The sequence below is a fragment of the Pseudoflavonifractor sp. BSD2780061688st1 E11 genome (assembly GCF_005844125.1).
GTDB lineage: Bacteria > Bacillota > Clostridia > Lachnospirales > Lachnospiraceae > Sellimonas > Sellimonas catena.
In genome coordinates, this window is the sequence record NZ_SPHM01000019.1 from 1 (window position 1) to 22,783 (window position 22,783).

Genomic DNA, 22,783 nt, shown 5'->3' on the forward strand with positions numbered 1-22,783 from the left:
GTTCCTTGTTCTGAATAATTCTCATGAATTTTCAGGGATCGTTGTCTATTGTTCAGTTATCAAAGTTCTTTGTTTTCGTTGCCGCTCTCTCGCGACAGCTATATTAGATTATCACATCCGCTCGCTTCTGTCAAGCACTTTTTTAAAACTTTTTTTGTTTTTTTGATCTGATAATCTGTTCTTTATTTATCACCCGAAAAAGGGCAATAAATAAAACGGAGAAAGAGGGATTTGAACCCTCGCGCCGGTTGCCCGACCTACACCCTTAGCAGGGGCGCCTCTTCAGCCTCTTGAGTATTTCTCCGGATACTGAATTCATGTCAGTATTTTATTATGCGTTCCATAACGCATGAGTAATTATACTAAACTCCTTTCTTATTGTCAAGCAGAATTTTTCGGTTTTCTTGCCAATTTTTGAAATTTCACTTTTTTCATCTTTCATTATATAATTCTCTCTCCGTTTTTCCTGTTTTAATTTAAGAAAGCCGGAAAGATACGCATTCTTTCTTGACATCATTTTTTCTGAATTCTACAATGATTTTAGACAGATGAGATGAACTTACGATCTGTAATCTAGAATGGAGGTGTTTATATGTTACATGAAGTTCAGTTTCCATCTTATAATGAACGTGATACCGTCTGTGGCTGGATTTACGTTCCCGCTGCAAAGCCGAAGGGCATTGTCCAGCTGATCCACGGATATGGGGAACACTCACGAAGATATCTTCACATGATTTCAGCCTTTGTGGATGCCGGCTATATTGTTGCGGCCGATGATCATGTAGGACATGGAAAAACGGCTATGATGAACGATACCTGGGGAGACTGGGGTGACAAGGGATGCCATACTATGATGGAAGATGAACATGCACTGACCGGGATTGTCCGCGAAAAATATCCGGAGCTTCCATATTTTCTTTTCGGACACAGCATGGGATCTTTTATCGCAAGAGATTATGCAGCCAAATATGGTGCAGAGCTGACCGGTGTCACAATCTGCGGTACCGCCGGTGTTTTCCGGGGAGCCGGGGAGGCGGAGGAGGAACTGAAATCAGTTGTCGACGGTGGCCATGGCGATGAGGCAGATCCGTCCTATGCCGGAAAACTTCTCGGATGGATGTGTGAACGCTGCGAAAGTTCTGCTCTCGGCAATGAATGGATTTGTTCTGATCCATATGTTCAGAAAGACCATGCGGAAGATCCGTTCGATGCTTTTACCAAGCCAACGCTGAATCGTTCTCTTTACTATTTCACTCAGATGATGCGTGTAATCACAGGAAAAGAGTGGGCTGAAAAAGTACCTGCTTCTCTGCCATTCTATAATATTGGAGGAGATCAGGATCCGGTCGGCAACTATGGTCAGGGTCTCTATGAAGTATCCAACTGGCTTCATGATACCGGGCATCAGGTTCAGACAAAAGTGTATCCTGGATACCGCCATGAAATTCACAATTACGCAGACATCCGCTGTGATGTAGAACAGGGGATTATCGACTTCATGGACAGTCTGATCTGACATCCGGCTCCGATAAGATATTCTGCATAAAGAAATAAAATGTGCCGTACAGGAATTATATTCTTTTCCGTGTACGGCACATTTTATTTCTTTATGCTTTTTCTACATGTTTCGTCGCAACAATATCCACGCCTGTCCCGGCCACATCTTTCAGGATTACGTCGCCAATCTTTACCGGAGCTTCTTTCTCGATTCCTTTGAGTGCTTTGACGCAGTCAAAAATCTTCCCTTTTGGAATATCTTCCTTTGTCTTTACCGATACCATATCTTCAGCTCCGCCTTTTACCCGGATCGTGGAAGTCACAATCCGGGTCGGATTTGTCACTTCCTTTCTCGCGTAGATATCGCCTCTTTTGCATGTATTTCCTGTAACACTTACGACCTGTCCATCTTCCATCTCTACCGTAATCGGACAGCCCATCGGACAGCTGATACAGGTTAAATGTCGAATTTCCATTTCTACGCCTCCTCTATTGTTACTGTAATTATTTTCAGGTCAGCATGCTGAGAAAGTTGTTCCTTTGTCAGCCTGATTTCTTCCATCTCGCCCGGAGCCACAATCTGACGTCTGCGGCGTATGACCCTTTCCTGATCAAAATATACACTTACATAACAATTTTTAAATACTGCTCCCGCACGGAAGCGTACAGTAAGCTCATTTTCCATCCGTTCCGGATCAATCGTGGATGGAACCGTATAGCGTACTCCTCCTGTCGGATTCATTGTGATTCTCCGCCCGCTTCCCGGTCTGCTTTCGCCTTTTACATACGCTGCCGCATGTTTTCCCGCCGCAGCTGCCTCCTCAGACACAAAGTCCACCAGGTCATGTACGTGAAGCACGTTTCCGCATGCAAAGACTCCCTCAATATTTGTCTCAAGACTCTCATTGACAACCGGACCGGATGTAACTCTGCTCATTTCCACACCCATGCCGCGTGAAAGTTCGTTCTCCGGAATCAATCCGACAGAAAGCAGAAGTGTGTCACATGAATACTCTTCTTCCGTTCCAGGAATTGGTTTCCCGTTTTGATCCACTTCGGCCAGTGTGACTCCTTTCAGCCGTTCCTTTCCCTTGATGTCTACAACTGTATGACTTAATTTCAGCGGAATTCCATAATCGTCGAGACATTGAACAATATTCCTCTTCAGTCCTCCGGAATACGGCATCAGCTCCGCTACCACTTTGACTTTTGCCCCTTCAAGCGTCATTCTCCTGGCCATAATCAATCCGATATCTCCGGAGCCAAGGATCACGATCTCACGCCCCGGCATCATGCCTTCCATGTTGACCAGTCTCTGCGCAGTACCAGCGGAATAAATGCCTGCCGGACGATATCCCGGAATATTCAGCGCTCCTCTGGACCGCTCCCTGCAGCCCATAGACAAAATGACAGCCTTTGCCTGAATTTCAAACAGCCCTTCTTCTTTATTCATGGCCGTTACCACTTTTTCATGGCTGATATCCATAACCATGGTATTCAGCCGGTATTCAATGCCAAGTTCAACGATCTGATCAATAAACCGCTGGGCGTATTCCGGTCCGGTCAGTTCTTCCTGAAAAGTATGGAGGCCAAATCCATTATGGATACACTGGTTCAGGATTCCGCCAAGCTCCTTGTCTCTTTCCAGAATCAGAATACTGTCTGTTCCATTTCTTTTTGCTGAGACTGCGGCTGCAAGCCCTGCCGGTCCTCCCCCGATGATGACAATATCATAGTTTTTCATCTCCGAAGCCTTCCTTTCTACAATCTGTCTTTATTTGTACCGACGACAAGCCGGGACTCTCCGCCCGTTTTTGTAATTTCGGACATGTCTTTTCCCAGTTCCCGTGCGAGAATTTCCATGGTTCTTGGCGAGCAGAATCCAGACTGGCATCTTCCCATTCCTGCCCGTGTACGCCTTTTTACTCCATCCAAAGATTTTGCACCGAGCGGACGGTGAATGGCATCCAGAATCTCTCCTTCTGTAATCATTTCGCACCTGCAGATCACATTTCCGTATGCCGGCTCCTTCCGGATCAGCTCCGCATGTTCTTCTGTTGACAGCGTATTTGGATCAAGAATACCTTTCCTTGTCTCTATGAAATGCTCCTTCTTCTCCAGCCTCATTTTTTCTTTCAGAATATCCGCCACCATCTCCCCAATTGCCGGACAGCTGGTAAGTCCAGGGGATTCAATTCCCGCACAGTCAATAAATCCTTTTGCGTCCTCAACTTCTCCGATGATAAATTCACTGCCATCCTCATGAGCACGAAGTCCTGCAAAGGATGTGATGACCTGTCTCATCGGAAGGTCTTTCACACTTTGTCCCGCCTTTGTGATAACCTCATCAAGTCCTTCTCTGGTCGTATTGGTTCCTTCTTTATTTTCAATATCATTCGCAGTCGGTCCCAGAAGCAGATTGCCGTGTACCGTCGGTGTCACAAGAACGCCCTTTCCATATTTTGTCGGAAGAGAAAAGATGGTTCTGCTCACATGCTGACCGGCTGTCTTATCAAGCAGACAGTATTCCCCTTTTCTCGGCGTGATGTGAATCTTTTTCCTGCTGACCATATTATGAAAACGGTCTGCATACACCCCGGCCGCATTAACAACGTACCTTGTCTGGAAATTTCCCTGATTTGTATGAAGTTCATATCCGCCGTCAATCTTGACAATGTTCTCCACTTCTGTTCCTAATCGAAATTCCACTCCGTTCTCACATGCGTTTTCCGCCAGAGCAATATTCAGTTCAAACGGACAGACAATCCCTGCTGTTGGCGCATAAAGTGCCGCACAGACCTGATCATCCAGATTCGGCTCCATGGCCTTTGCCTCTTCTCCGCTGATGACTTTTAAGTCTCTGACTCCATTTTTCAGTCCTTTCTCGTACAGTTCCTGCAGTTTCGGCATATCCGTTTCGTTCAGACAGATGACAAGAGAACCGATTCTCCGAAACGGAAAATCCAGGTCTTTTGAAAGCTGTTCCATCATCTCATTCCCTTTGACATTCAGTTTTGCCATCAAAGATCCCGGAACTGCATCATACCCTGCGTGTACAATCGCGCTGTTAGCTTTTGATGTTCCGCAGCAGACATCCTCCTCTTTTTCCAGGACACAGGCTTTGATCTTGTATCGGGAAAGTTCCCTCGCGGATGCCGCGCCGGATACGCCCCCTCCGATTATGATCACATCATACATCTCTTCTCGTCTCCCTTCTTCCTGACACCATTCTCAGTCTTCTTTTGCCCATCCATAGGCATATTTTACAGCTTTATTCCATCCTTTGATTTTTTTCTGCCTCTTTTCTTCATCGATGGATGGCAGGAAAATCTGATCGATCTTCCAGTTTCTCTTTACATCCTTTTTATCTTTCCAGTATCCTACTGCAAGTCCTGCCAGATAGGCAGCGCCCATTGCCGTAGTTTCCACGCATCTTGGACGGTTGACCGGAGCATTGATGATATCCGACTGCGTCTGCATAAGGAAGTTGTTTGCACTTGCCCCGCCATCCACTTTCAAAGATGCCAGCTGGATTCCCGAGTCTGCTTTCATCGCTTCCAGCACATCGTTCACCTGATATGCGATAGACTCCAGTGTAGCCCGGATAATATGATATTTGTTGACTCCCCGGGTAATTCCCACGATCGTCCCTCTTGCATACTGATCCCAATGTGGTGCTCCAAGTCCGGTAAATGCCGGAACAACATAGCATCCGTTCGTATCCTTTTCTTTTTTTGCCATATATTCCGAATCTGCCGCCGAATCAATCAGTCTCATTTCATCCCTGAGCCACTGCACTGCTGCTCCCGCGACAAAGATGGAGCCTTCAAGAGCATAATTCACTTTTCCATCCATTCCCCAGGCAATCGTGGTAACCAGTCCGTTTTGAGAAAAAACAGGTTTTTCTCCCGTGTTCATCAGAAGAAAGCATCCCGTTCCATATGTATTTTTCGCTTCTCCTGCCTTGAAACAGGTCTGTCCAAACAAAGCGGCCTGCTGATCTCCTGCCGCTCCTGCAATCGGAATCGCTCCGCCCAGAAATGAAGGGTCTGTCTCCCCGTATATGCAGCTGGACGGTTTCGGCTCCGGAAGCATAGCCTTCGGAATATCAAGTTCCTGAAGAATCTCATCGTCCCATTCCAATGTATTGATATTAAACAGCATGGTTCTGGACGCATTCGAATAATCTGTCACATGCACAGCACCTTTTGTCAGTTTCCAGATCAGCCATGTCTCCACGGTTCCAAACAAAAGCTCGCCTTTCTCAGCTCTTTCTCTTGCTCCCGGCACATTGTCCAGAATCCACTTGATCTTCGTTGCAGAAAAATAAGCATCGATCACAAGACCTGTTTTCTCCCGGAATTTTTCCGTCAGTCCTTTTTCCACAAGAGAATCACAGTATTCAGATGTCCTCCGGCACTGCCAGACAATTGCATGATAGACCGGTTCCCCCGTATTCTTATCCCAGACAATGGCGGTCTCTCTTTGATTGGTAATACCGATTGCCGCAATATCATCTGCTGTAGCGGAAATCATATTCATTGCTTCGACAGCCACTCCAAGCTGGCTTGCCCAGATCTCATCCGCGTCGTGCTCCACCCAGCCCGGCTTTGGAAAATACTGGCGGAATTCCCGCTGAGCCACGCTGCACATTTCTCCCCTCTCATTAAACAGGATACACCTGTTGCTTGTGGTTCCCGCATCCAGCGCCATTACATATTTAGCCATATTCAGTTCCTCCTTTTTTTCGGCTCCTGTGCCGTATTTTACATTGTCCAGACATTCTGGTTTGTGGAAGAAACACACAATGCTCCTGCCGACAGTGCAGCCATAACGGATTTTCTGTCTGTAATCAAACCTCCTGCGATAATCGGGGTCTTCAGATCCTGACAGATGTTCCGGATAATATCCGGCATCAGTCCGGGCAGGATTTCAATGACATCCGGTCTGACTCCGCCCGGAAGAGTCCTGACATTTTCCAGCGCCATGGAATCAATCAGGAAATACCGCATGACGGTGAACATTCCCAGTTCTCTCCCTCGTTTGATCAGAGCCGGTTTTGTAGAAATGATCCCGTCCGCCTGCGTAGCCTTTTTGATAAAATCCACCGCAATCTCCCTGCTTCCAAGTCCGGTAATCAGATCTGCATGGACAACTGCCATCTTCCCCGACTCCTTGATTCTTCCTACAAGATCCGGAATACTGCAGAGATCTCCAAAAAGGATGAAGACAACCTTGATGTCTTCCAGACCGCAGCATTTCTCCAGTCCCTCCTCATCCTTCACCGCCGCAATCACCGGATTTTCCTCCAGCATATCATAGAATCTCTGGTTCATTTTTCTTCCACTCACTTCCTTCATTCTGATTCTCCGGAATCAGAAACTCTATCCTCCTCTGTTTCCAGAAAAAAAGAAGAGCAAAACAAAACAACATCTCTGTTGTCCTGTTGCTCTCCCGTCTCAGCATTTGTTCTTCAATTAAGAAAAGTTTATCATAATGCTGTCTCTTTTACAAGAGATCCTGCCGAAATTCTTATGGTATCAGATATTCTCTTCTATTGTCTGTTCGATCCTTTTTTTTACCTCTGCTGCAATCTCCGTCGTTTTCATGTCTTTGTATTCTTCGTAATACATCGGTTTCAAAAAATGAACCTGTACAGTCACCGGTTTGATGCTGTTTGTATCAAACGGCTTAAATGCGTCAATCAGTGCCACCGGAATGATCGGACATTTTGCCTTTGTTGCCGATTTGAAGCTTCCTCCTTTGAAAGTCCCCGGTTTATTTCCCTCTTTAGATCTTGTTCCCTCCGCAAAAATCAGGTAATTTCTTCCACTTTTCACTTCATTTGTCACATCGATGATGACCTGCATGGCCTGCCTGACATCCTCCCTGTCAATCATGTACGCCTTCATGCAGGCAAAGACCTGTTTCAGAAACGGAATATTGGCAATTTCCTTTTTTGCGACAACCGAAAAAGGAACCGGGCATGCCTCAAGCACTGCCAGCACATCGTAAAGCCCCTGATGGTTTGGGAAAAACATAAATCCGTTTTCTTTCGGGATGTTTTCCTGTCCGTGTACTTCGATATGGACGCTGCCTCCCTTATTTGCCTTGTGGTCAATATACTTTAAAAGGCGGTATCGCTCTTCTTCCGTATATTTATCTACGTGGCTGGCGTAATAGCACAGTTTAATCCATCCGTACGGAACAAAAATCAGATTCCGGATGACCATCATTAATATACGCTTCATTTTTCTTCTCCTCTTATGCTTTCCTGTACTGTTCTATTGCTGTTTCGTACAGATTATTTCCTTTGCTGTCTGCCACTACGATAACCGGGAAATCTTTCACATACAGTTTGCGTACTGCCTCTGTTCCAAGATCCTCATAGGCAATCACTTCCGATGACTGGATGCACTTTGATAAAAGAGCTCCTGCTCCTCCGACAGCCGCAAAATAGACTGCCTTGTTTCTTACAACCGCATCCAGCACTTCCCTGCTTCTCTTTCCTTTTCCGATCATGGCTCCAAGGCCAAGATCCAAAAGTTCCGGTGTGTATTTATCCATACGGCTTGCCGTTGTCGGTCCTGCTGATCCGATCGGACGTCCTTCTCTTGCCGGAGACGGCCCCATATAATAAATCATTTGACCTTTTATATCAAACGGAAGTGACTCTCCCCTGTCCAGAGTTTCCTTCATCCGCTTATGCGCGGCATCTCTTGCCGTATAAATCGTACCTGTAATATAGACATAATCTCCCGCCCTCAGTTCTTCGGCAGTCTTTTTATCGATCGGTGCGCTGATCTGCTTTTCCATCGTCTTATCCTTCCTTTCTGTATTCCATCTTTCTGCTGAGGTTCTTCCTACAGTTCCCGGACAATATGCCGGTTGACGTGGCAGCATATATTGACCGCCACCGGAAGTCCTGCAATATGTGTCGGATAAGTATTGATATGAACTGCCAGAGCTGTTGTAGTGCCTCCAAGTCCGCCCGGACCGATTCCAAGTCCGTTGATCTTTTCCAGCATTTCCTCTTCCAGTTCCCTGACATACGGAATCGTGGAATGAGCCCCGGTCTCACGTGTCAATGCCTGCTTTGCCATCAGTGCGCATTTTTCAAAAGTTCCCCCGATACCGACTCCTACCACCATCGGCGGACAGGCATTCGGACCCGCCTCGCTGACCGCCTTTAATATTGCGTCTTTGACTCCCTCGATGCCATCTGCCGGCTTTAACATGAAAACCCGGCTCATATTTTCACTTCCGAATCCTTTTGGTGCCACCGTAATCCGGACAGTATCTCCAGGGGCAATGGAATAATGAATAACAGCCGGTGTATTATCTCCTGTATTGATCCGCTCAATCGGATCCCCTACAACAGATTTTCTCAGATATCCTTCGGTATAGCCTTTACGCACACCTTCATTGACAGCCTCCTCGACGGCTCCGCCCTCCAGATGGACATCCTGTCCGACCTCCAGAAAGACAACCGCCATCCCGGTATCCTGGCAGATCGGAATCATCTCATCCGCCGCAATCTGAAGATTTTCAGAAAGCTGTCCGAGAATCTGCCGTCCAAGCGGGGATGCTTCTGTCTCCTGAGAGTGTTTTAAGGCAGCCTCCATATCTTTTGAGAGATAATGGTTGGCTTCTATGCACATTTCTTTGATGTTCTCTGTGATCTCACTGACATTTACTGTACGCATCGTGTTTTCTCCTTATGTGATGTCTCCATATTCTTTCAAAAAACGCTCCGCTGATTCTTTCGCTCTCGCCTCACCGATACTGTATGTCCATCCCGGTTCATTGTCGTACATGTCTACGACTTCCTGACAGTAATGAATCAGATTTCCCGGATCTCCTTTGAGATGCTGGATCTGCTCCGCGTCCACCGCAAGCAGGAGATCTCTGGAAAACAGATACCGGATTTCATCGTATGATTCGATCCACTCTTCTTTATAGGCCAGATTATAACGTGCCATCCACTCATCCGGTCTGGAAAGGGACAAAATCAAATAGAATGCGGCACAGACAGCCGCACTGTAACGAAACAGTGGAAAGTCTTTTTTATATACATTTACTATAACACCTGCCAAAATGAAAGACAAGACACATAATCCCCACAGTACCAGGACTCTCGAAAGCGTAAACCTGTATGCTTCGATATACATGCACATCCGGTATCCGGAAGAAAGGATCATCACATACGTGCAGCCGGAAAAAACGGTAAGGAGTCTCTGCATCAGCCGTTTTGGGTAAAACAGGTGGATGACCGCAAGAACAATCAGCAGATTGATGATACTGACTCCAAGCAGTTCAAAAAATCCGCTTCTTGCGTATTCTGCATAAGTATATCCATCCGGAAGCCCCATTCCGTGTCCGAAGAACAGTGATCCGAGCTGAATCGCACAGAAAATCAGATAAACTGCCGTCAGAATCGATATGCAGGTGATCCCTGCAACCTGAATCGGACGCTCTTCTTTTTCTTCCGTCTCAAAGTCCGGATCATAATTGACAAATGCCTGCCATACGGCAAAGCAGAGAATAAATCCAGCCAGAAACAGGGTGATCCAGCCTGTCGAAAAAGAAAATCCTCTAAAATTTCCAGTAAACAGACGGATAAATTCCGCAAATACCATATCTCCTGAAAAAAGGAGCGGAAAAATTACAAGCAAAAGCAAACCTGCCAGAATGATTCCGAGCACCACCTGTCCGATATAACCTGATTTCTTCTTTTCTTCCCCGTCTTCCTTACTTTTCCGGTATCGGATCAGTGCCCGGAATGGAGACAGAAGATTTCCGAGCGGAGCAAACATCATTCTCAGATACACCACTGTATAAGAAAGGAAATTCCAGTTCCGGTCTTCGTAAAACTGGTGGATCAGGATCAGAAAGAACAATCCGATACTTCCAAACCAGTTAAACATAATAAAGAAATCCGATGTCGTCAAAGTCGATGATACACCAAGCAGCACCATCACGGTCATATAATAGACCGTCTCTTTTTTCAGTTTCATTTCAAACATCCGGAAAAATCCCGCAAGAAACAGGCAGGTTACCAGCATCAGGACCGGAATCCCGATTCCGCTCATATTCCGGTACAGAAGAACCGCAAACAAGATCCCGTAGATCAGACTGCCCGCAAGCAGTTTTCCCGTCTTTTGTTCCATGATTACTTCATATCTGCTCTTCTCCATCCTTTTCCTCCTCTTCTTCTACATATTCGATCAGATCTCCCGGCTGACAGTGGAGCGCCTTGCAAAGTGCTTCCAACGTCGTAAACCGTACGGCCTTTGCCTTATTGTTTTTCAGGATTGACAGATTGGCCATCGTGATATCGACTTCCTTCGACAATTCCGTCAGCCCGATCTTTCTTTTTGCCATCATGACGTCCAGATTCATACGTATTGCCATCTTCAGAACCCTCCTAAATTGTCAGATCATTTTCTTTTTTATAGCGGACCGCTTCTGAAAAGACACCCGCCAGCACGAAGCTGAACAACGCCGCAATAAAAAATACAACAATAATCACCACGCCTGCCACGGTTCCCGCAAATATGGTTTTCACAAGAAACGCTGCCGCAATCACAAAACTTGCCGTGCCCATGATCTTGAGTTCTCTCACGTTTTCATCTACAAAACAGTCCTGACTTATGACAGTCTTCATCATCTTCCTGAGGCAGAATACAATCGCAAGTCCCATCACACCGGAAATCAGATAAACCGCCACATACAGGATATAGTGTTCCCGGATGACTCCCGCAAAATGATCTCCCGCGTACCGTAAAAGAAACGGGGACATCAAAAGTACAATCACCCCGGAAACAAACATAAAATCCAGAATCCATTTTGTTCCCTGTATCAGTCTTCTCTCAGATCTTTTTCCCATCATTGTTTTGCATCCTCCTTGCTGCTCTTTGACTTTTCTATACCATAGCACGGTGCTTATTGTTTTTCAATATAGATTTATCGTTTTTCGATAAAATTAAGAATTTCTTCATTCACTACATTCAACCTGATACGGAAATTGAACTTCTAAAAAATATGTACAAACTTGATACTATATGATATAATGGTGTCAAGTTAAGCCGAAAAGGGTGATGTTATGATTGATTTAGATTCTTTAAAAAAACTTGTCAGGGAAAATGGTTATCTCTATACCAAAGACGTAACCAACGCAGGAATTCGCCGGGAATATCTCAAAAAATATTTGGAAGAAGGCAGCCTGATTCGGGAAAGTCGGGGAATCTATTCCTTTGCTGACAGTATCAATGATGAATTTGTATTGTTGCAGAGCAGATGTAAAAAAGGCGTTTTCTCTTATGGAACAGCATTGTATTTTCATGGCCTGTCAGATCGGTTTCCACAGATGATTTCCATGACAGTGCCGAAGACCTACAATGTATTTTATCTAAAAGAAGAATTATTTCATGTAGAGTTCCACAGAATCAAACCGTCCTTATGGGACCTTGGAATGATAAAGATGATCTCACCGCAGGGCGGGAAAATCACGGTCTATGATAGAGAACGGTGTATCTGTGATATGATACGAAGCCGCAAGCAGACTGATCCACAGGTTTTTATTCAGGCGGTGAAAGGATATTTTTCTTCCAAAGAGCGTGATAATATTCGCTTGATGGAATATGCCAAGAAATTTCACATTGAGGAAAAAGTGCAAGAGTATATGGAGATATTATGATGAAAACACCAGAACAATTAAAAGGATCCATCCGCAGCCTGGCAAAAAAGAAAGGAATCCATGCACAGGAAGTCCTCCAGATTTTCATGTTTGAACGTATCATTGAACGTCTTTCCGTTTCTTCATACAAGGACAAGTTTATTTTAAAAGGCGGTCTTTTAATTTCCGCCATCCTTGGAATAACTGAACGGACTACAATGGATATGGACACAACTGTAAAAGGATTTCCAATGGATGAAAAGAGCATACGGAAAGCGATCACCGAAATTCTGAATCAGCCAGTGAATGATGGAATCGAATTTCAGCTTTTATACCTAACACCTATCCGTGAAGATGACGAATACGAAAATTTCCGTGCTTCGATCCAAGCGACTGGCGGAAAAATACGAAACGATTATCCGAAGAAATATCGGAAATACGCGTGCAAGAGATTTTTATGATTTACACCTTTTGTATCGACTATATCAGGAAAATGCAGACTGGTACCTTTTAAAACAGGCAGTTCTTTCCACAGCGAAGAAAAGAGATTCCTTATCCGTTCTGCAGGACACGGCACGTATTCTGCCAGCGTTGAGAGAATCAACTGTTCTGCAGGGTTTATGGAAAAGGTATCAAACACAAAATTTATATGCAAGAGAGATTACATATCCTGCTATCATGGAAACAATAACTGAGTTTACAGAGAGAATGAATTTCTAGCAAGAACTGTAAACAAAATATAGAAAAATCCTGATGTGCTGCATTTTACTTTTTTCTTTCGGAATTATATAATGGGATATAAAGAGAGAAGAGAAAAGAGGAATGTATATGAATACAAACATCGATATGGAGCAGCTTGCTCAGGACGCAGATGACATCTTCCATCAGGGATTTGCCTGTTCGGAATCTGTCATCTATGCAATCCGTAAAAATTTTGAAATTGATCTTTCTGATGACGCCATTGCCATGAGCAGCGGATTTCCGTGGGGTCTGGGCGGAGGCGGCTGCATCTGCGGAGCTCTGGCAGGAGGTGCGATGTGCATCGGCTACTTCTTTGGCCGGAGGACGCCGGGAGATCCGAGAAATCAGCGTTGCTTCGCACTGACGAAGGAACTCCATGATTTCTTTACGGAATCCTTCCATTCGCCTTGCTGCGGAGTATTGATCAAAGACTACGACAGGGACGCCCCGGAACGAAAAGCCATGTGTACGGACATTGTCACTTCTACTACAAAAAAGACTGCGGAGATTATTTTAAGAGAGCTGAAACATGACGAACAGCAGGAATCCTAAGTGCGATTCCTGCTGTTCTTTCTTATGAATCTTTCTTTAATTCATCAATAATATTCTGTTTTTTGATCTTACTCATGGAATAGAGCATCGTGATAAATACAACAGCAAATACCCAGATCACAGAAATGAGAATTCCTTCCCAAGGCTGCCGGAAATCTACAGCCGCTCCCTGGCTCAGAACCATAAACATGGCAAAACTGATCAGCAGAGACAGGATTACTCCGTAGAAGATCGAACGGAATCCGTAGATCAGGCACTCGTAATTCATCATCTTCTTCATGCTTTTCATATTCATTCCCATGGACTTGAGCATGGCGAATTCCCGTTTTCTCAGCATGATATTGGTGGAGATCGTATTAAACACATTGACTGCCGCAATCAGGGAGATCAGTGTAATAAATCCAAATGAAAGAATACGGATCGCGATCTGAATTCCTCTGTCCTGTTCATACTGCTGTGCAATATTTCTGAGCGCATCTTTATCGATCCCTCTCTCTTCCATTTTCTGAGTCAGATCTTCATAAGAGTTCTGATAATTGGAAGACTGAATCTGATAGCACCAGATGAATCCAGAACGGTTATAACTGTTCGTTCCAATGAGCTCTTCTCCACGACTCTCTGGAATCACAATCGTACAGATGGAATTTGAATTTTCAATCCCTTCCGGCATCTGATCTACGCGCTGTCCCAATACAAGGCTTTCTGCTCCGTTCATAATTGTATTTGGATCCTGATATTCCTCATCATAGGATGGATTTTCCGGAAGGATCTGGATGTTGATCCCCTCCTGGTCTATCGTACGGACATTCTCATATCGCCCGCTGTCTCCATTATAGAACTGATAGTTATCATAAAAGAGGACTTCTCTGTTCCCTTTCTGCATATACGGAGCCGGATTCACTCCCTGAGAAGAAGCATACTCCTCAAACGCTTCATCTGAAAGTCCGATCACCTCAAAATATGCGTAATAATTTTTCTCATTGAATGGTGATGCTGCTTCCTCGGTAATTGTATAAAATTCCTGAAGTCCATATCCCCATATATAGTTCGTAGCCTCATCAGCGAGATCCTCTTTCGCAATCCCGGCCGGCATGCTCATTTCTCCATGAAGTTCTACTTCATCCACATCCTCGCCCTGCTCAAACATCTGAAGCAGGTCTTCCCGTTCATTATCTTTTCCTTCTATGTCATCTTCTTTGGAATCAACCAGCACAAACTGAAGTTCATATTCCGGTGCTTCCAGCATAAAACTTCCTGTCATGTCCATATAATTCGAGAACAGGGTTGCCGACGTAAAGAGCACAATGCTAATGGTCAGAGAAAATACAGTTGCACGGTATTTCTTCCGATCCCTCTTGTAGTTTTTATCTGCCAGCATTCCTTCCAGTCCAAACAGCTTCTGGATGATTTTCGGACTTTTCACTTCTTTTGCACGGATGCGGACATCCTTATTTGCCCGGATTGCCTCCAGCGGCGTGATCTTTTTAATTCTTGCCGCAGGAATCCAGACGGAAATGCAGATGATCAAAAACGCTATCAGAGCCGATAACAAAATGGCTCCCGGCGATGTCTGCAATGTCATCTTTCCGCTCTGCGTACCATGGATAAATTGAGCCATGGAATCTCCGATAAAATACAACGTAACTCCGATTCCTCCAATTCCACAGAGAATACCGATCGGAATTCCGATTACTCCCACAATCCAGGCCTCCTGCCACATGGATCTTCGCAGCTGACGCTTCGTTGCTCCAATGGAGGATAACAGGCCAAACTGCGTCGTCCGTTCTCTAAGCGAAATAGAAAACGCATTGTAGATAAGGGAAACGGCTCCTACTCCAATGATCACAATCAGTATTGTCAACATTCCATTCAACATTCCTTCAAAGGAAGCGTTTCCGGAAACGCCCATCCATCTCAGGACACTGGTATTTCCCTGCATGGAAAACTCATCCTCATATTTTTCCATAAAATCAAATGCGTCCGAAGGATTTTTCAGTTCCATATAGATCTGGTTGACGGACTGGGATTCCTCTCCTTTTCCTATAAAAGCATCCAGACCTGCGCCTGCTACCTGGGTGTCTCCCCAGTGTTCCAGAAATCCAACTACTTCAAACTGCCTCTGCTCCCGTTCCTGGAAAGTCTCCGCCAGATTCCCTTCCTCATCAACCTGGACATAGGCATTGAAAGAAAGGCTGTTTCCCTCTGCATCTTTTCTGTCTCCCACCGGGAATGAAATCGTATCTCCGACCCGGATTTCATTATCGTTTTGCTGAAGTCCTCCCTGAATGATGATCTCATTTTCATTTTCCGGAAGCCTTCCCTGGGTCAGTTTGACAGAAAGCATTTCAGCCGCTTTTTCATCAATACTCTGCAGATACAGATATTGTCCGAAAAGATCCTCATCATTTTCACCGATCTTGGCATATCCGATCTCGGAAATTACGGAAGAATCTTTCACTTCCTCATTTTCCTGAAATTCTTTGACCTGCTCTTCGGAAAGCCCTTTTGCCGCAACATGCCAGTTTCCGTCAGTTTCTACCGCATAATCATACATATATCTCTGCAAACTGATTCCCAGAGTGATGACCGCCGATATCATTGCGGTGGCAAGAATGACGCCGATGATCGTCACGATCGTTCTTGCCTTGTTCTGTTTCATTGTTCTGTTTGTAATGGTTGCAAAGATATTCATGAGCGGACCACCTCATCTCTTACAATCCGCCCGTCTTCCAGGGTGATAATCCGGTCCGCCTGAAGGGCGATATTTTCATCGTGGGTGATTACAAGCATCGTCTGATCGTATGCCCGGTTGGAATACCGCAGAAGATTCATGATCTCCTTACTGTTTTCCGAATCCAGATTTCCGGTCGGCTCATCCGCCAGCAGAATAGCCGGGGCATTTAACAATGCTCTTCCGATGGATACCCTCTGCTGCTGCCCTCCGGAAAGTTCGTTTGGCAGATGGTGAATCCGGTCTTTCATGTTCAGTACTTCGATCAGCTCGTCAAACCTCTTCTGATTAACCTTTCTTCCGTCCATCAGCACCGGAAGCGTCATGTTTTCCTCTACATTGAGGGCCGGAATCAGGTTGTAAAACTGATAGATCAGCCCCACCTGTCTCCTTCTGAAGATAGCAAGCGCCTCCTCTTTCTGTGCATAGACGTCTTTTCCGTCCACATATACTTTTCCGGATGTCGGCCGGTCCACTCCTCCGATCAGATGAAGAAGTGTGGATTTTCCGGATCCTGATGATCCGATAATGGAGACAAATTCCCCTTTCTCCACTGAAAAAGAAACTCCGTTGAGAGCGTGTACCTCATTTTCTCCTTTTCCGTAAACTTTCGTCAGATTTTCTATTTTTAGAATTTCCATACTTTTCCTCCTCCTGCTTTCTGAAAATGAGTATACCCGGCCCGCATGACACCCGGATGACTTTTTCATAACAATTCTGTCACTTTCCGTTTTTTAACGGTTTTCATAAAAACGCATCTGAAATTTCGCCCCTCCTTCTTTTGCGTTTTTTGCTGTAATCACCGCCTTCTCGTGGGAAAGGATGCTGCGTGAAAGCGCAAGTCCAATGCCAAAATTCTGCTGTTCCGACATTCTGCCTTTATAAAACCGTTCAAAAATATGCGGCAGATCTTTTTCATCGATCCCCTTTCCGGAATCTGTCACTGAAATCTCCGTGTAGAGAGGATTCTCCTCCCAGGAAATCCGGATTGTTCCGCCGTAAGGGGTGTGTTCCATACAGTTTTTCAGTACGTTTTCGACTGCCTCCATAGTCCAGGATTCATCTCCATAAAAAGAAGCATCCTCATTTCCGTTCAAAATGACCTGCTGCTCCCTAAGCTCCATCGGAATTTCAAGAACACTTAAGACTTCTCTCAAAAACGGTCTTACCATAATTTTCTGTTTTTCCAATGTAACCGCCCCTGCATCCAGTTTGGAAATTTTCAGAAGAGCCAGGATCAGCCACTCCATCCTCTGAAGCATCCCTGTCATTTCCCGGTAGATTTTTCGTTTCTGTCCTTCTTCCATATCCGGTCTTCTGAGCCGTTCTACCATAAGATTTAAAGAAGTAAGGGGCGTGCGGATCTGATGGGAAATATCAGCAAGCGCATTGGCAAGATAACTCTTTTCCCGTTCCAGCTGCTCGTTCTGCTCTCTTAACCGCACAGTCATCTTATATATCTCGTCTTTTAGAATTTCGAGATCCCCTTCCTTATATTCACCAAGCTCCAGCTGATCCTCCCCATGAAGAATCCGGTCGACCTTCTGGGTCAGTTTTTCCATATCCTCATACCGCCTTCTCAGGCAGATGAGAAAAATCCCAAGAAGGATCAGACCTTCCGCCATCAGATAAAAGACCGCATTTCCTCCTGTTAAAAGAAAACAGATGCAGACTGCAGCTGTAGTAAGCAGGAAAGCGGCCATATAGCTTCCAATCTCCCGGTTCCGAAACAGTTTCATCCTTATCCCTCCATCTTATATCCAAGTCCCCGAACCGTTTTGATGATCTTCGGCTCCTGTGGATTGTCCTCGATCTTTTCTCTCAGTCTTTTAATATAGACTGTCAGCGTATTGTCATTGACATACTCTCCTGCAATATCCCAGATTTCCTCCAGAAGCATGGATCTTGACATCACCATGCCCCGATGCTGGAAAAAGACAAGCAGCAGCCTGTATTCCAGCGCCGAGAGAAATACTTCCTCTCCCTTTTTTGTCGTAATTCCCTTGACCGGATCCACACAGATATCCTGACAGGAAAGCATCTTCTGGTTCCGGCCCGTTCTTCTGAGTACCGTCCGCATTCTGGATACAAGCTCCCTTGGCCGGAACGGCTTGCTGATATAATCATCCGCTCCCATCTCCAGTCCGGTCACCACGGAAAATTCATCGTCCAGCGCCGTCAGAAAAATAATCGGAATCTCATATCTGGACTTGATCTGTGTACAGGCACTGTAACCGTTTCCCTGTGCCAGCGTAACATCCAGAAGGATCAGGTCAAATTCCTGCTCTTCCAGAAGTCTCATCGCTTTTTCCTGCCCTTCGGCGTACTGTACTTCAAAGCCTTCCCCCTTTAAAAATTCTGTCAGATTTTCTATAATCAGCCGGTCGTCCTCCACCAGCAGAATTTTTGTCGTCTGCATACCGGTCTCTCCTTTCATCATCTTCTTCCTGTTTTTCATTAAACAGGATAGGCAGAAAAAAGTCAACTCATCTGAATTTTTCCTTGACTCTTTCCTGGCATTCTGATATTCTGATTCGAGAAATAAAATAAAGACTTACCGCCGGGTAATCAAGCGTTGGATTTTGTATCGTAGGCCTTTGAAGATACAAAATGTCAGCGCTTTTCTTTTTGTCTTTTCCGGCGTGGAAGTCCGAAATAACAGGAGGGTTTTATGACGAAAAATACACCATTTCAGGATTTTATCAGGTATTCCTTTTTCAGCATTATGGGTATGATTGCCATTTCCTGCTATATTCTTGCTGATACCTTTTTTGTGGCCCAGGGACTGGGGACAAATGGTCTTGCAGCCCTGAATCTTGCCATTCCGACCTATGATTTTATTCATGGAACCGGACTGATGCTCGGAATGGGAGGCGCTACCCGTTTTTCCATTCTGAAAAGCCAGAATAATCAGAAGGGTGCCGATACGATTTTTACGAATACCGTATATCTGGGGATCTTTTTCTCAATAATTTTTATGCTCGGAGGGCTGTTTTTCTCCGGTTCCCTGGCAAGACTCCTTGGTGCCAATCAGAATACCTTCGAAATGACAAATACGTATCTACGTGTGATGATGCTGTTTTCACCGGCCTTTATTTTTAATGATATCATTCTCTGTTTCGTAAGAAACGACGGCAATCCAAGACTTTCCATGATTGCAACCGTATGCGGAAGTCTGTTCAATGTCGTATTTGACTATATTTTTATCTTCCCTTGCAATATGGGAATGCTTGGTGCGGTTCTTGCCACCGGATTTTCTCCGGTTGTCGGACTCACTATCATGTCCCCGCACTGGCTTGGAAAGAAAAGAGGATTCCATTTCCGGAAACTGGTTCCGGATGCAGATTCCATCCGTACCAACATTTCCCTCGGATTTCCTTCCCTGCTGTCCCAGATCAGCGCTGCGATTGTCATGATTGTATTTAACATGCTGATTCTGGACCTGGAAGGCAATACCGGAGTGGCTGCCTACGGAGTCATCGCCAATATTTCCCTCGTGGTTCTTTCTTTCTATACCGGAATCGCCCAGGGAATCCAGCCGCTTGTCAGCCATTCCTACGGCCGGAAAAAGACAGACGGCATCCGTCAGTTTCTGCGATACGCCATGATTTCCATGGTAATCCTGTCCGCAGTGATGTACCTGATTCTCTTTGTATTTGCGGATCCGATCGCATCTGCTTTTAACAGTGAACACAATGCAAAACTGCAGGAGATTGCGGTAACCGGACTGAAGTTATATTTTACCTCCCTTGTGTTTGCGGGATTCAATATCATCCTTTCGATGTACTTTACGTCCGTCGAGAAGGCACTTCCGGCACAGATCATCTCTCTCCTTCGGGGACTGATCCTGATTATCCCGATTGCCTTTCTCTTTGCAAACCTCTGGGACATGACAGGTGTCTGGATGTCCTTCCCGGCTACCGAGCTTGTGACGGCGGTTGTTGGAGCTGTACTGTATTTCATTTACAAAAACCGGCTTTATAGCAGATAAAAAAACAGGAAGACATTCTCGATCTGAGAACATCTTCCTGTTTTCTATGTAACCGTGCACAAAACAGGTGCGCGGTCACTTCTTTATTCTTCTGTCACTTCTTCGTTCTCTTCCTGGCTTTCTTCCTCTTCGTCCCCATCGTCTTCCGTCTTTCTGACTTTTGCGATGCTTGCCACGCTGACGTTATCGTCCAGGTTGATGAGTTTGACGCCGGATGTAATCCGTCCCAGTTTTGAGATGCCGGAGCACTCGGTCCGGATGATAATGCCTTCGGTATTGATAATCATGATCTCATCCTCCTCATCGACGGCTTTCACACCTACGACATTTCCTGTCTTTTCAATGATCTTGTAGCATTTGATTCCTTTTCCGCCTCGGTTCTGTGGTGTGAATTCTTCCATAGCGGTCAGTTTTCCCATACCTTTTTCCGATACAATCAGGAGATATTCTCCCTGGATATCAAGCTGCATTCCGATAACTTCATCCTGATCACCAAGATTCATTCCACGTACTCCCATGGATGTTCTTCCTGTCGGCCGGACATCTGTTTCGTGGAAACGAATACACTGTCCGTATTTTGTTACAAGCAGAATGTCCTTCGTATCGTCTGTCGTCTTAACCTCGATCAGTTCGTCGTCCTCTCTGAGTGTGATGGCTGCCAGCCCTGTCTTTCTGACATTTGCGTAGTCCATGATCGGAGTCTTCTTGACAAGACCTTTCTTGGTTGCCATGAACAGATACTGTCCTTCTTCATACTCCTTGATCGGGATGACTGCGGTGATCTTCTCCTCCGGCTGAAGCTGAAGCAGATTGATGATCGCCGTTCCTCTTGCGGTCCTTCCCGCCTCCGGAATTTCATATCCTTTCAGACGGTAGACCCTTCCCGTATTGGTGAAGAACATAATATAGTGATGGGTTGAGCACATAAAGAGCTCTTCCACGTAGTCCTCATCCAGTGTCTGCATTCCTTTGATGCCGCGTCCTCCTCGGTTCTGGCTCTTGAAGTTGTCCGTTGTCATCCGCTTGATATAGCCCAGCTTTGTCATGGTGATCACAACGTCCTCCCTCGGAATGAGATCTTCTGTAGAGATGTCGTACACATCGAATCCAATCTGTGTCCGTCTCTCGTCTCCGTATTTTTCGCTGATCGCAAGGATCTCTTCTTTGATGACTCCAAGAAGCAGGTTTCTGTCTGCCAAAATTGCTTTCAACTCCCCAATCCGTTTCATCAGTTCTTCAAATTCTTTTTCCAGCTTCTCTCTTTCCAGTCCGGTTAGAGCACGCAGACGCATGTCTACGATTGCCTGTGCCTGTGCGTCGGAGAGCTGGAAGCGTTCCATCAATTCCGTCTTTGCAAGCTGTACGGTCTGGGAACCACGGATAATCTTGATGACTTCGTCAATATTGTCAAGGGCAATGAGCAGTCCCTGTAAAATATGGGCACGCTCTTCTGCCTTGTTTAACTCATACTGGGTTCTTCTCGTAATGACTTCTTCCTGATGTTTCAGGTAATGTCCGAGCATATCCAGAAGATTCATGATCTTCGGCTCCCCGTTCACGAGTGCCAGCATGATGACTCCAAACGTATCCTGGAGCTGGGTGTGCTTGTAGAGCTGGTTTAAGATGACGTTTGCGTTGGCGTCACGTCTCAGCTCAATACAGATTCTCATACCTTCCCGGCTGGACTGGTCGCTTAAATCGACGATACCGTCGATTCTCTTTTCTTTCACCAGATCCGCAATCTTTGCAATGAGTCTTGCTTTATTGACCATGTACGGGAGCTCTGTCACAATGATCCGGCTCTTGCCGTTTGCCATGGCCTCAATATTAGTTACGGCCCGGACAACAATCTTTCCTCTTCCGGTGCGGTACGCCTCGTTGATTCCTCTTGTTCCGAGGATCGTCGCTCCGGTCGGGAAGTCCGGTCCTTTTACAATCTTCATAATGTCTTCGATGGTCGTTTCTTTATTCTCCATCTGGTCATCGATGATCCTGACTACCGCACCAATGACTTCTTTTAAGTTGTGCGGCGGAATATTTGTCGCCATTCCGACCGCGATACCGGAGGTTCCGTTTACGAGAAGATTCGGAAATCTCGCCGGAAGTACAACCGGTTCCTTTTCCGTCTCGTCAAAGTTCGGCTCAAAGTCTACGGTATTTTTATTGATATCCGCAGTCAGTTCCATGGAAATTTTACTGAGTCTTGCCTCTGTATAACGCATGGCTGCCGCGCCGTCCCCGTCCACGGATCCGAAGTTTCCATGGCCGTCTACAAGCGGATAACGTGTGGACCAGTCCTGTGCCATATTAACCAGGGCTCCATAGATGGAACTGTCACCGTGCGGATGATATTTACCCATCGTATCACCGACGATACGCGCACATTTACGGTGCGGCTTGTCCGGACCGTTGTTCAGCTCGATCATCGAATACAGGATTCTTCTCTGTACCGGCTTCAGACCGTCCCTTACATCCGGAAGCGCACGGGAAGCGATAACGCTCATGGCATAGTTGATATACGACTCTTTCATTTTTTTCTCAAGATCGATTTCCTCGATCTTATCAAAGATAGTATCTTCCATTGCTTATCTCC

Annotated in this window: 20 protein-coding genes, 1 tRNA gene and 1 pseudogene; 5 read left to right on the forward strand and 17 right to left on the reverse strand. The window is 45.6% G+C overall.

Annotated elements, in window-relative coordinates; translation table 11 throughout:
- Window positions 1–216: 216 nt before the first annotated feature.
- Window positions 217–304: transfer RNA gene (locus FGQ85_RS09860), tRNA-Ser, on the reverse strand.
- 288 nt (window positions 305–592) lie between these two features.
- On the opposite strand from FGQ85_RS09860, the gene FGQ85_RS09865 reads away from it, so the two are divergent.
- Window positions 593–1,516, forward strand: a complete 924-nt coding sequence (locus tag FGQ85_RS09865) for an alpha/beta fold hydrolase (RefSeq protein ID WP_087166489.1) — start codon at window positions 593–595, stop codon at window positions 1,514–1,516.
- Window positions 1,517–1,607: 91 nt separating this feature from the next.
- Here FGQ85_RS09865 and FGQ85_RS09870 read toward each other — a convergent pair whose 3' ends face one another.
- From FGQ85_RS09870 to FGQ85_RS09920, 11 genes are all read right to left on the reverse strand, one after another.
- On the reverse strand, window positions 1,608–1,973 hold the full coding sequence (locus tag FGQ85_RS09870) for a DUF1667 domain-containing protein (protein ID WP_087166490.1): 366 nt from the start codon (window positions 1,971–1,973) through the stop codon (window positions 1,608–1,610).
- A 2-nt stretch (window positions 1,974–1,975) separates the two neighbouring features.
- Window positions 1,976–3,241 (reverse strand): FAD-dependent oxidoreductase, encoded by a 1,266-nt coding sequence (locus tag FGQ85_RS09875; protein ID WP_087255256.1) that lies wholly within the window; start codon window positions 3,239–3,241, stop codon window positions 1,976–1,978.
- Between the two features lie 17 nt (window positions 3,242–3,258).
- Window positions 3,259–4,695, reverse strand: coding sequence for an NAD(P)/FAD-dependent oxidoreductase (locus FGQ85_RS09880; protein ID WP_087255253.1), 1,437 nt, complete (start codon window positions 4,693–4,695; stop codon window positions 3,259–3,261).
- Window positions 4,696–4,728: 33 nt separating this feature from the next.
- Window positions 4,729–6,225 (reverse strand): glycerol kinase GlpK, encoded by a 1,497-nt coding sequence (gene glpK, locus FGQ85_RS09885; protein WP_087255250.1) that lies wholly within the window; start codon window positions 6,223–6,225, stop codon window positions 4,729–4,731.
- A gap of 38 nt (window positions 6,226–6,263) precedes the next feature.
- Complete coding sequence (locus FGQ85_RS09890; RefSeq protein WP_087255268.1) at window positions 6,264–6,833, reverse strand: glycerol-3-phosphate responsive antiterminator; 570 nt, start codon at window positions 6,831–6,833, stop codon at window positions 6,264–6,266.
- A 204-nt stretch (window positions 6,834–7,037) separates the two neighbouring features.
- The gene (locus FGQ85_RS09895) at window positions 7,038–7,748 is read right to left on the reverse strand and encodes a lysophospholipid acyltransferase family protein (RefSeq protein WP_087166494.1); all 711 of its coding nucleotides are present in this window, start codon (window positions 7,746–7,748) and stop codon (window positions 7,038–7,040) included.
- A 13-nt stretch (window positions 7,749–7,761) separates the two neighbouring features.
- Window positions 7,762–8,400: a Fe-S-containing hydro-lyase gene (locus FGQ85_RS09900; RefSeq protein WP_171027934.1), complete on the reverse strand. Its 639-nt coding sequence runs from the start codon at window positions 8,398–8,400 to the stop codon at window positions 7,762–7,764.
- Complete coding sequence (locus FGQ85_RS09905) at window positions 8,361–9,203, reverse strand: fumarate hydratase (RefSeq protein ID WP_087255245.1); 843 nt, start codon at window positions 9,201–9,203, stop codon at window positions 8,361–8,363. Before FGQ85_RS09905 ends, FGQ85_RS09900 begins: the two co-directional genes overlap by 40 nt.
- Before the next feature lie 12 nt (window positions 9,204–9,215).
- Window positions 9,216–10,694, reverse strand: a complete 1,479-nt coding sequence (locus FGQ85_RS09910; RefSeq protein ID WP_138373367.1) for a DUF4173 domain-containing protein — start codon at window positions 10,692–10,694, stop codon at window positions 9,216–9,218.
- Entirely contained in the window at window positions 10,675–10,911 is a 237-nt protein-coding gene (locus FGQ85_RS09915) for a helix-turn-helix transcriptional regulator (RefSeq protein ID WP_087166498.1), read from the reverse strand. The genes FGQ85_RS09910 and FGQ85_RS09915 overlap by 20 nt, the downstream gene beginning before the upstream one ends.
- A 13-nt stretch (window positions 10,912–10,924) precedes the next feature.
- Window positions 10,925–11,389: a DUF2975 domain-containing protein gene (locus tag FGQ85_RS09920; protein WP_243128534.1), complete on the reverse strand. Its 465-nt coding sequence runs from the start codon at window positions 11,387–11,389 to the stop codon at window positions 10,925–10,927.
- Window positions 11,390–11,602: 213 nt separating this feature from the next.
- On the opposite strand from FGQ85_RS09920, the gene FGQ85_RS09925 reads away from it, so the two are divergent.
- From FGQ85_RS09925 to FGQ85_RS09935, 3 genes and pseudogenes are all read left to right on the forward strand, one after another.
- Window positions 11,603–12,196, forward strand: a complete 594-nt coding sequence (locus FGQ85_RS09925; RefSeq protein WP_087255236.1) for a type IV toxin-antitoxin system AbiEi family antitoxin domain-containing protein — start codon at window positions 11,603–11,605, stop codon at window positions 12,194–12,196.
- 86 nt (window positions 12,197–12,282) lie between these two features.
- Window positions 12,283–12,895 (forward strand): annotated as a pseudogene (locus FGQ85_RS09930) (nucleotidyl transferase AbiEii/AbiGii toxin family protein).
- Between the two features lie 108 nt (window positions 12,896–13,003).
- Complete coding sequence (locus FGQ85_RS09935; protein ID WP_138373368.1) at window positions 13,004–13,468, forward strand: C-GCAxxG-C-C family (seleno)protein; 465 nt, start codon at window positions 13,004–13,006, stop codon at window positions 13,466–13,468.
- Between the two features lie 22 nt (window positions 13,469–13,490).
- On the opposite strand, the gene FGQ85_RS09940 is transcribed toward FGQ85_RS09935, so the two are convergent.
- The 4 genes from FGQ85_RS09940 to FGQ85_RS09955 all read right to left on the reverse strand — a co-directional run bounded on the left by FGQ85_RS09940 (window position 13,491) and on the right by FGQ85_RS09955 (window position 18,618).
- Complete coding sequence (locus tag FGQ85_RS09940; RefSeq protein WP_138373369.1) at window positions 13,491–16,160, reverse strand: ABC transporter permease; 2,670 nt, start codon at window positions 16,158–16,160, stop codon at window positions 13,491–13,493.
- Complete coding sequence (locus FGQ85_RS09945) at window positions 16,157–16,840, reverse strand: ABC transporter ATP-binding protein (RefSeq protein WP_138373370.1); 684 nt, start codon at window positions 16,838–16,840, stop codon at window positions 16,157–16,159. Before FGQ85_RS09945 ends, FGQ85_RS09940 begins: the two co-directional genes overlap by 4 nt.
- A 93-nt stretch (window positions 16,841–16,933) precedes the next feature.
- Window positions 16,934–17,938, reverse strand: a complete 1,005-nt coding sequence (locus FGQ85_RS09950; protein ID WP_243128535.1) for a HAMP domain-containing sensor histidine kinase — start codon at window positions 17,936–17,938, stop codon at window positions 16,934–16,936.
- 2 nt (window positions 17,939–17,940) lie between these two features.
- Complete coding sequence (locus FGQ85_RS09955) at window positions 17,941–18,618, reverse strand: response regulator transcription factor (RefSeq protein ID WP_087255225.1); 678 nt, start codon at window positions 18,616–18,618, stop codon at window positions 17,941–17,943.
- A 252-nt stretch (window positions 18,619–18,870) separates the two neighbouring features.
- On the opposite strand from FGQ85_RS09955, the gene FGQ85_RS09960 reads away from it, so the two are divergent.
- The gene (locus FGQ85_RS09960; protein ID WP_138373371.1) at window positions 18,871–20,190 is read left to right on the forward strand and encodes an MATE family efflux transporter; all 1,320 of its coding nucleotides are present in this window, start codon (window positions 18,871–18,873) and stop codon (window positions 20,188–20,190) included.
- An 83-nt stretch (window positions 20,191–20,273) separates the two neighbouring features.
- Here FGQ85_RS09960 and gyrA read toward each other — a convergent pair whose 3' ends face one another.
- Window positions 20,274–22,772 (reverse strand): DNA gyrase subunit A, encoded by a 2,499-nt coding sequence (gene gyrA / locus FGQ85_RS09965; RefSeq protein ID WP_138373372.1) that lies wholly within the window; start codon window positions 22,770–22,772, stop codon window positions 20,274–20,276.
- Between the last annotated feature and the right edge of the window lie 11 nt (window positions 22,773–22,783).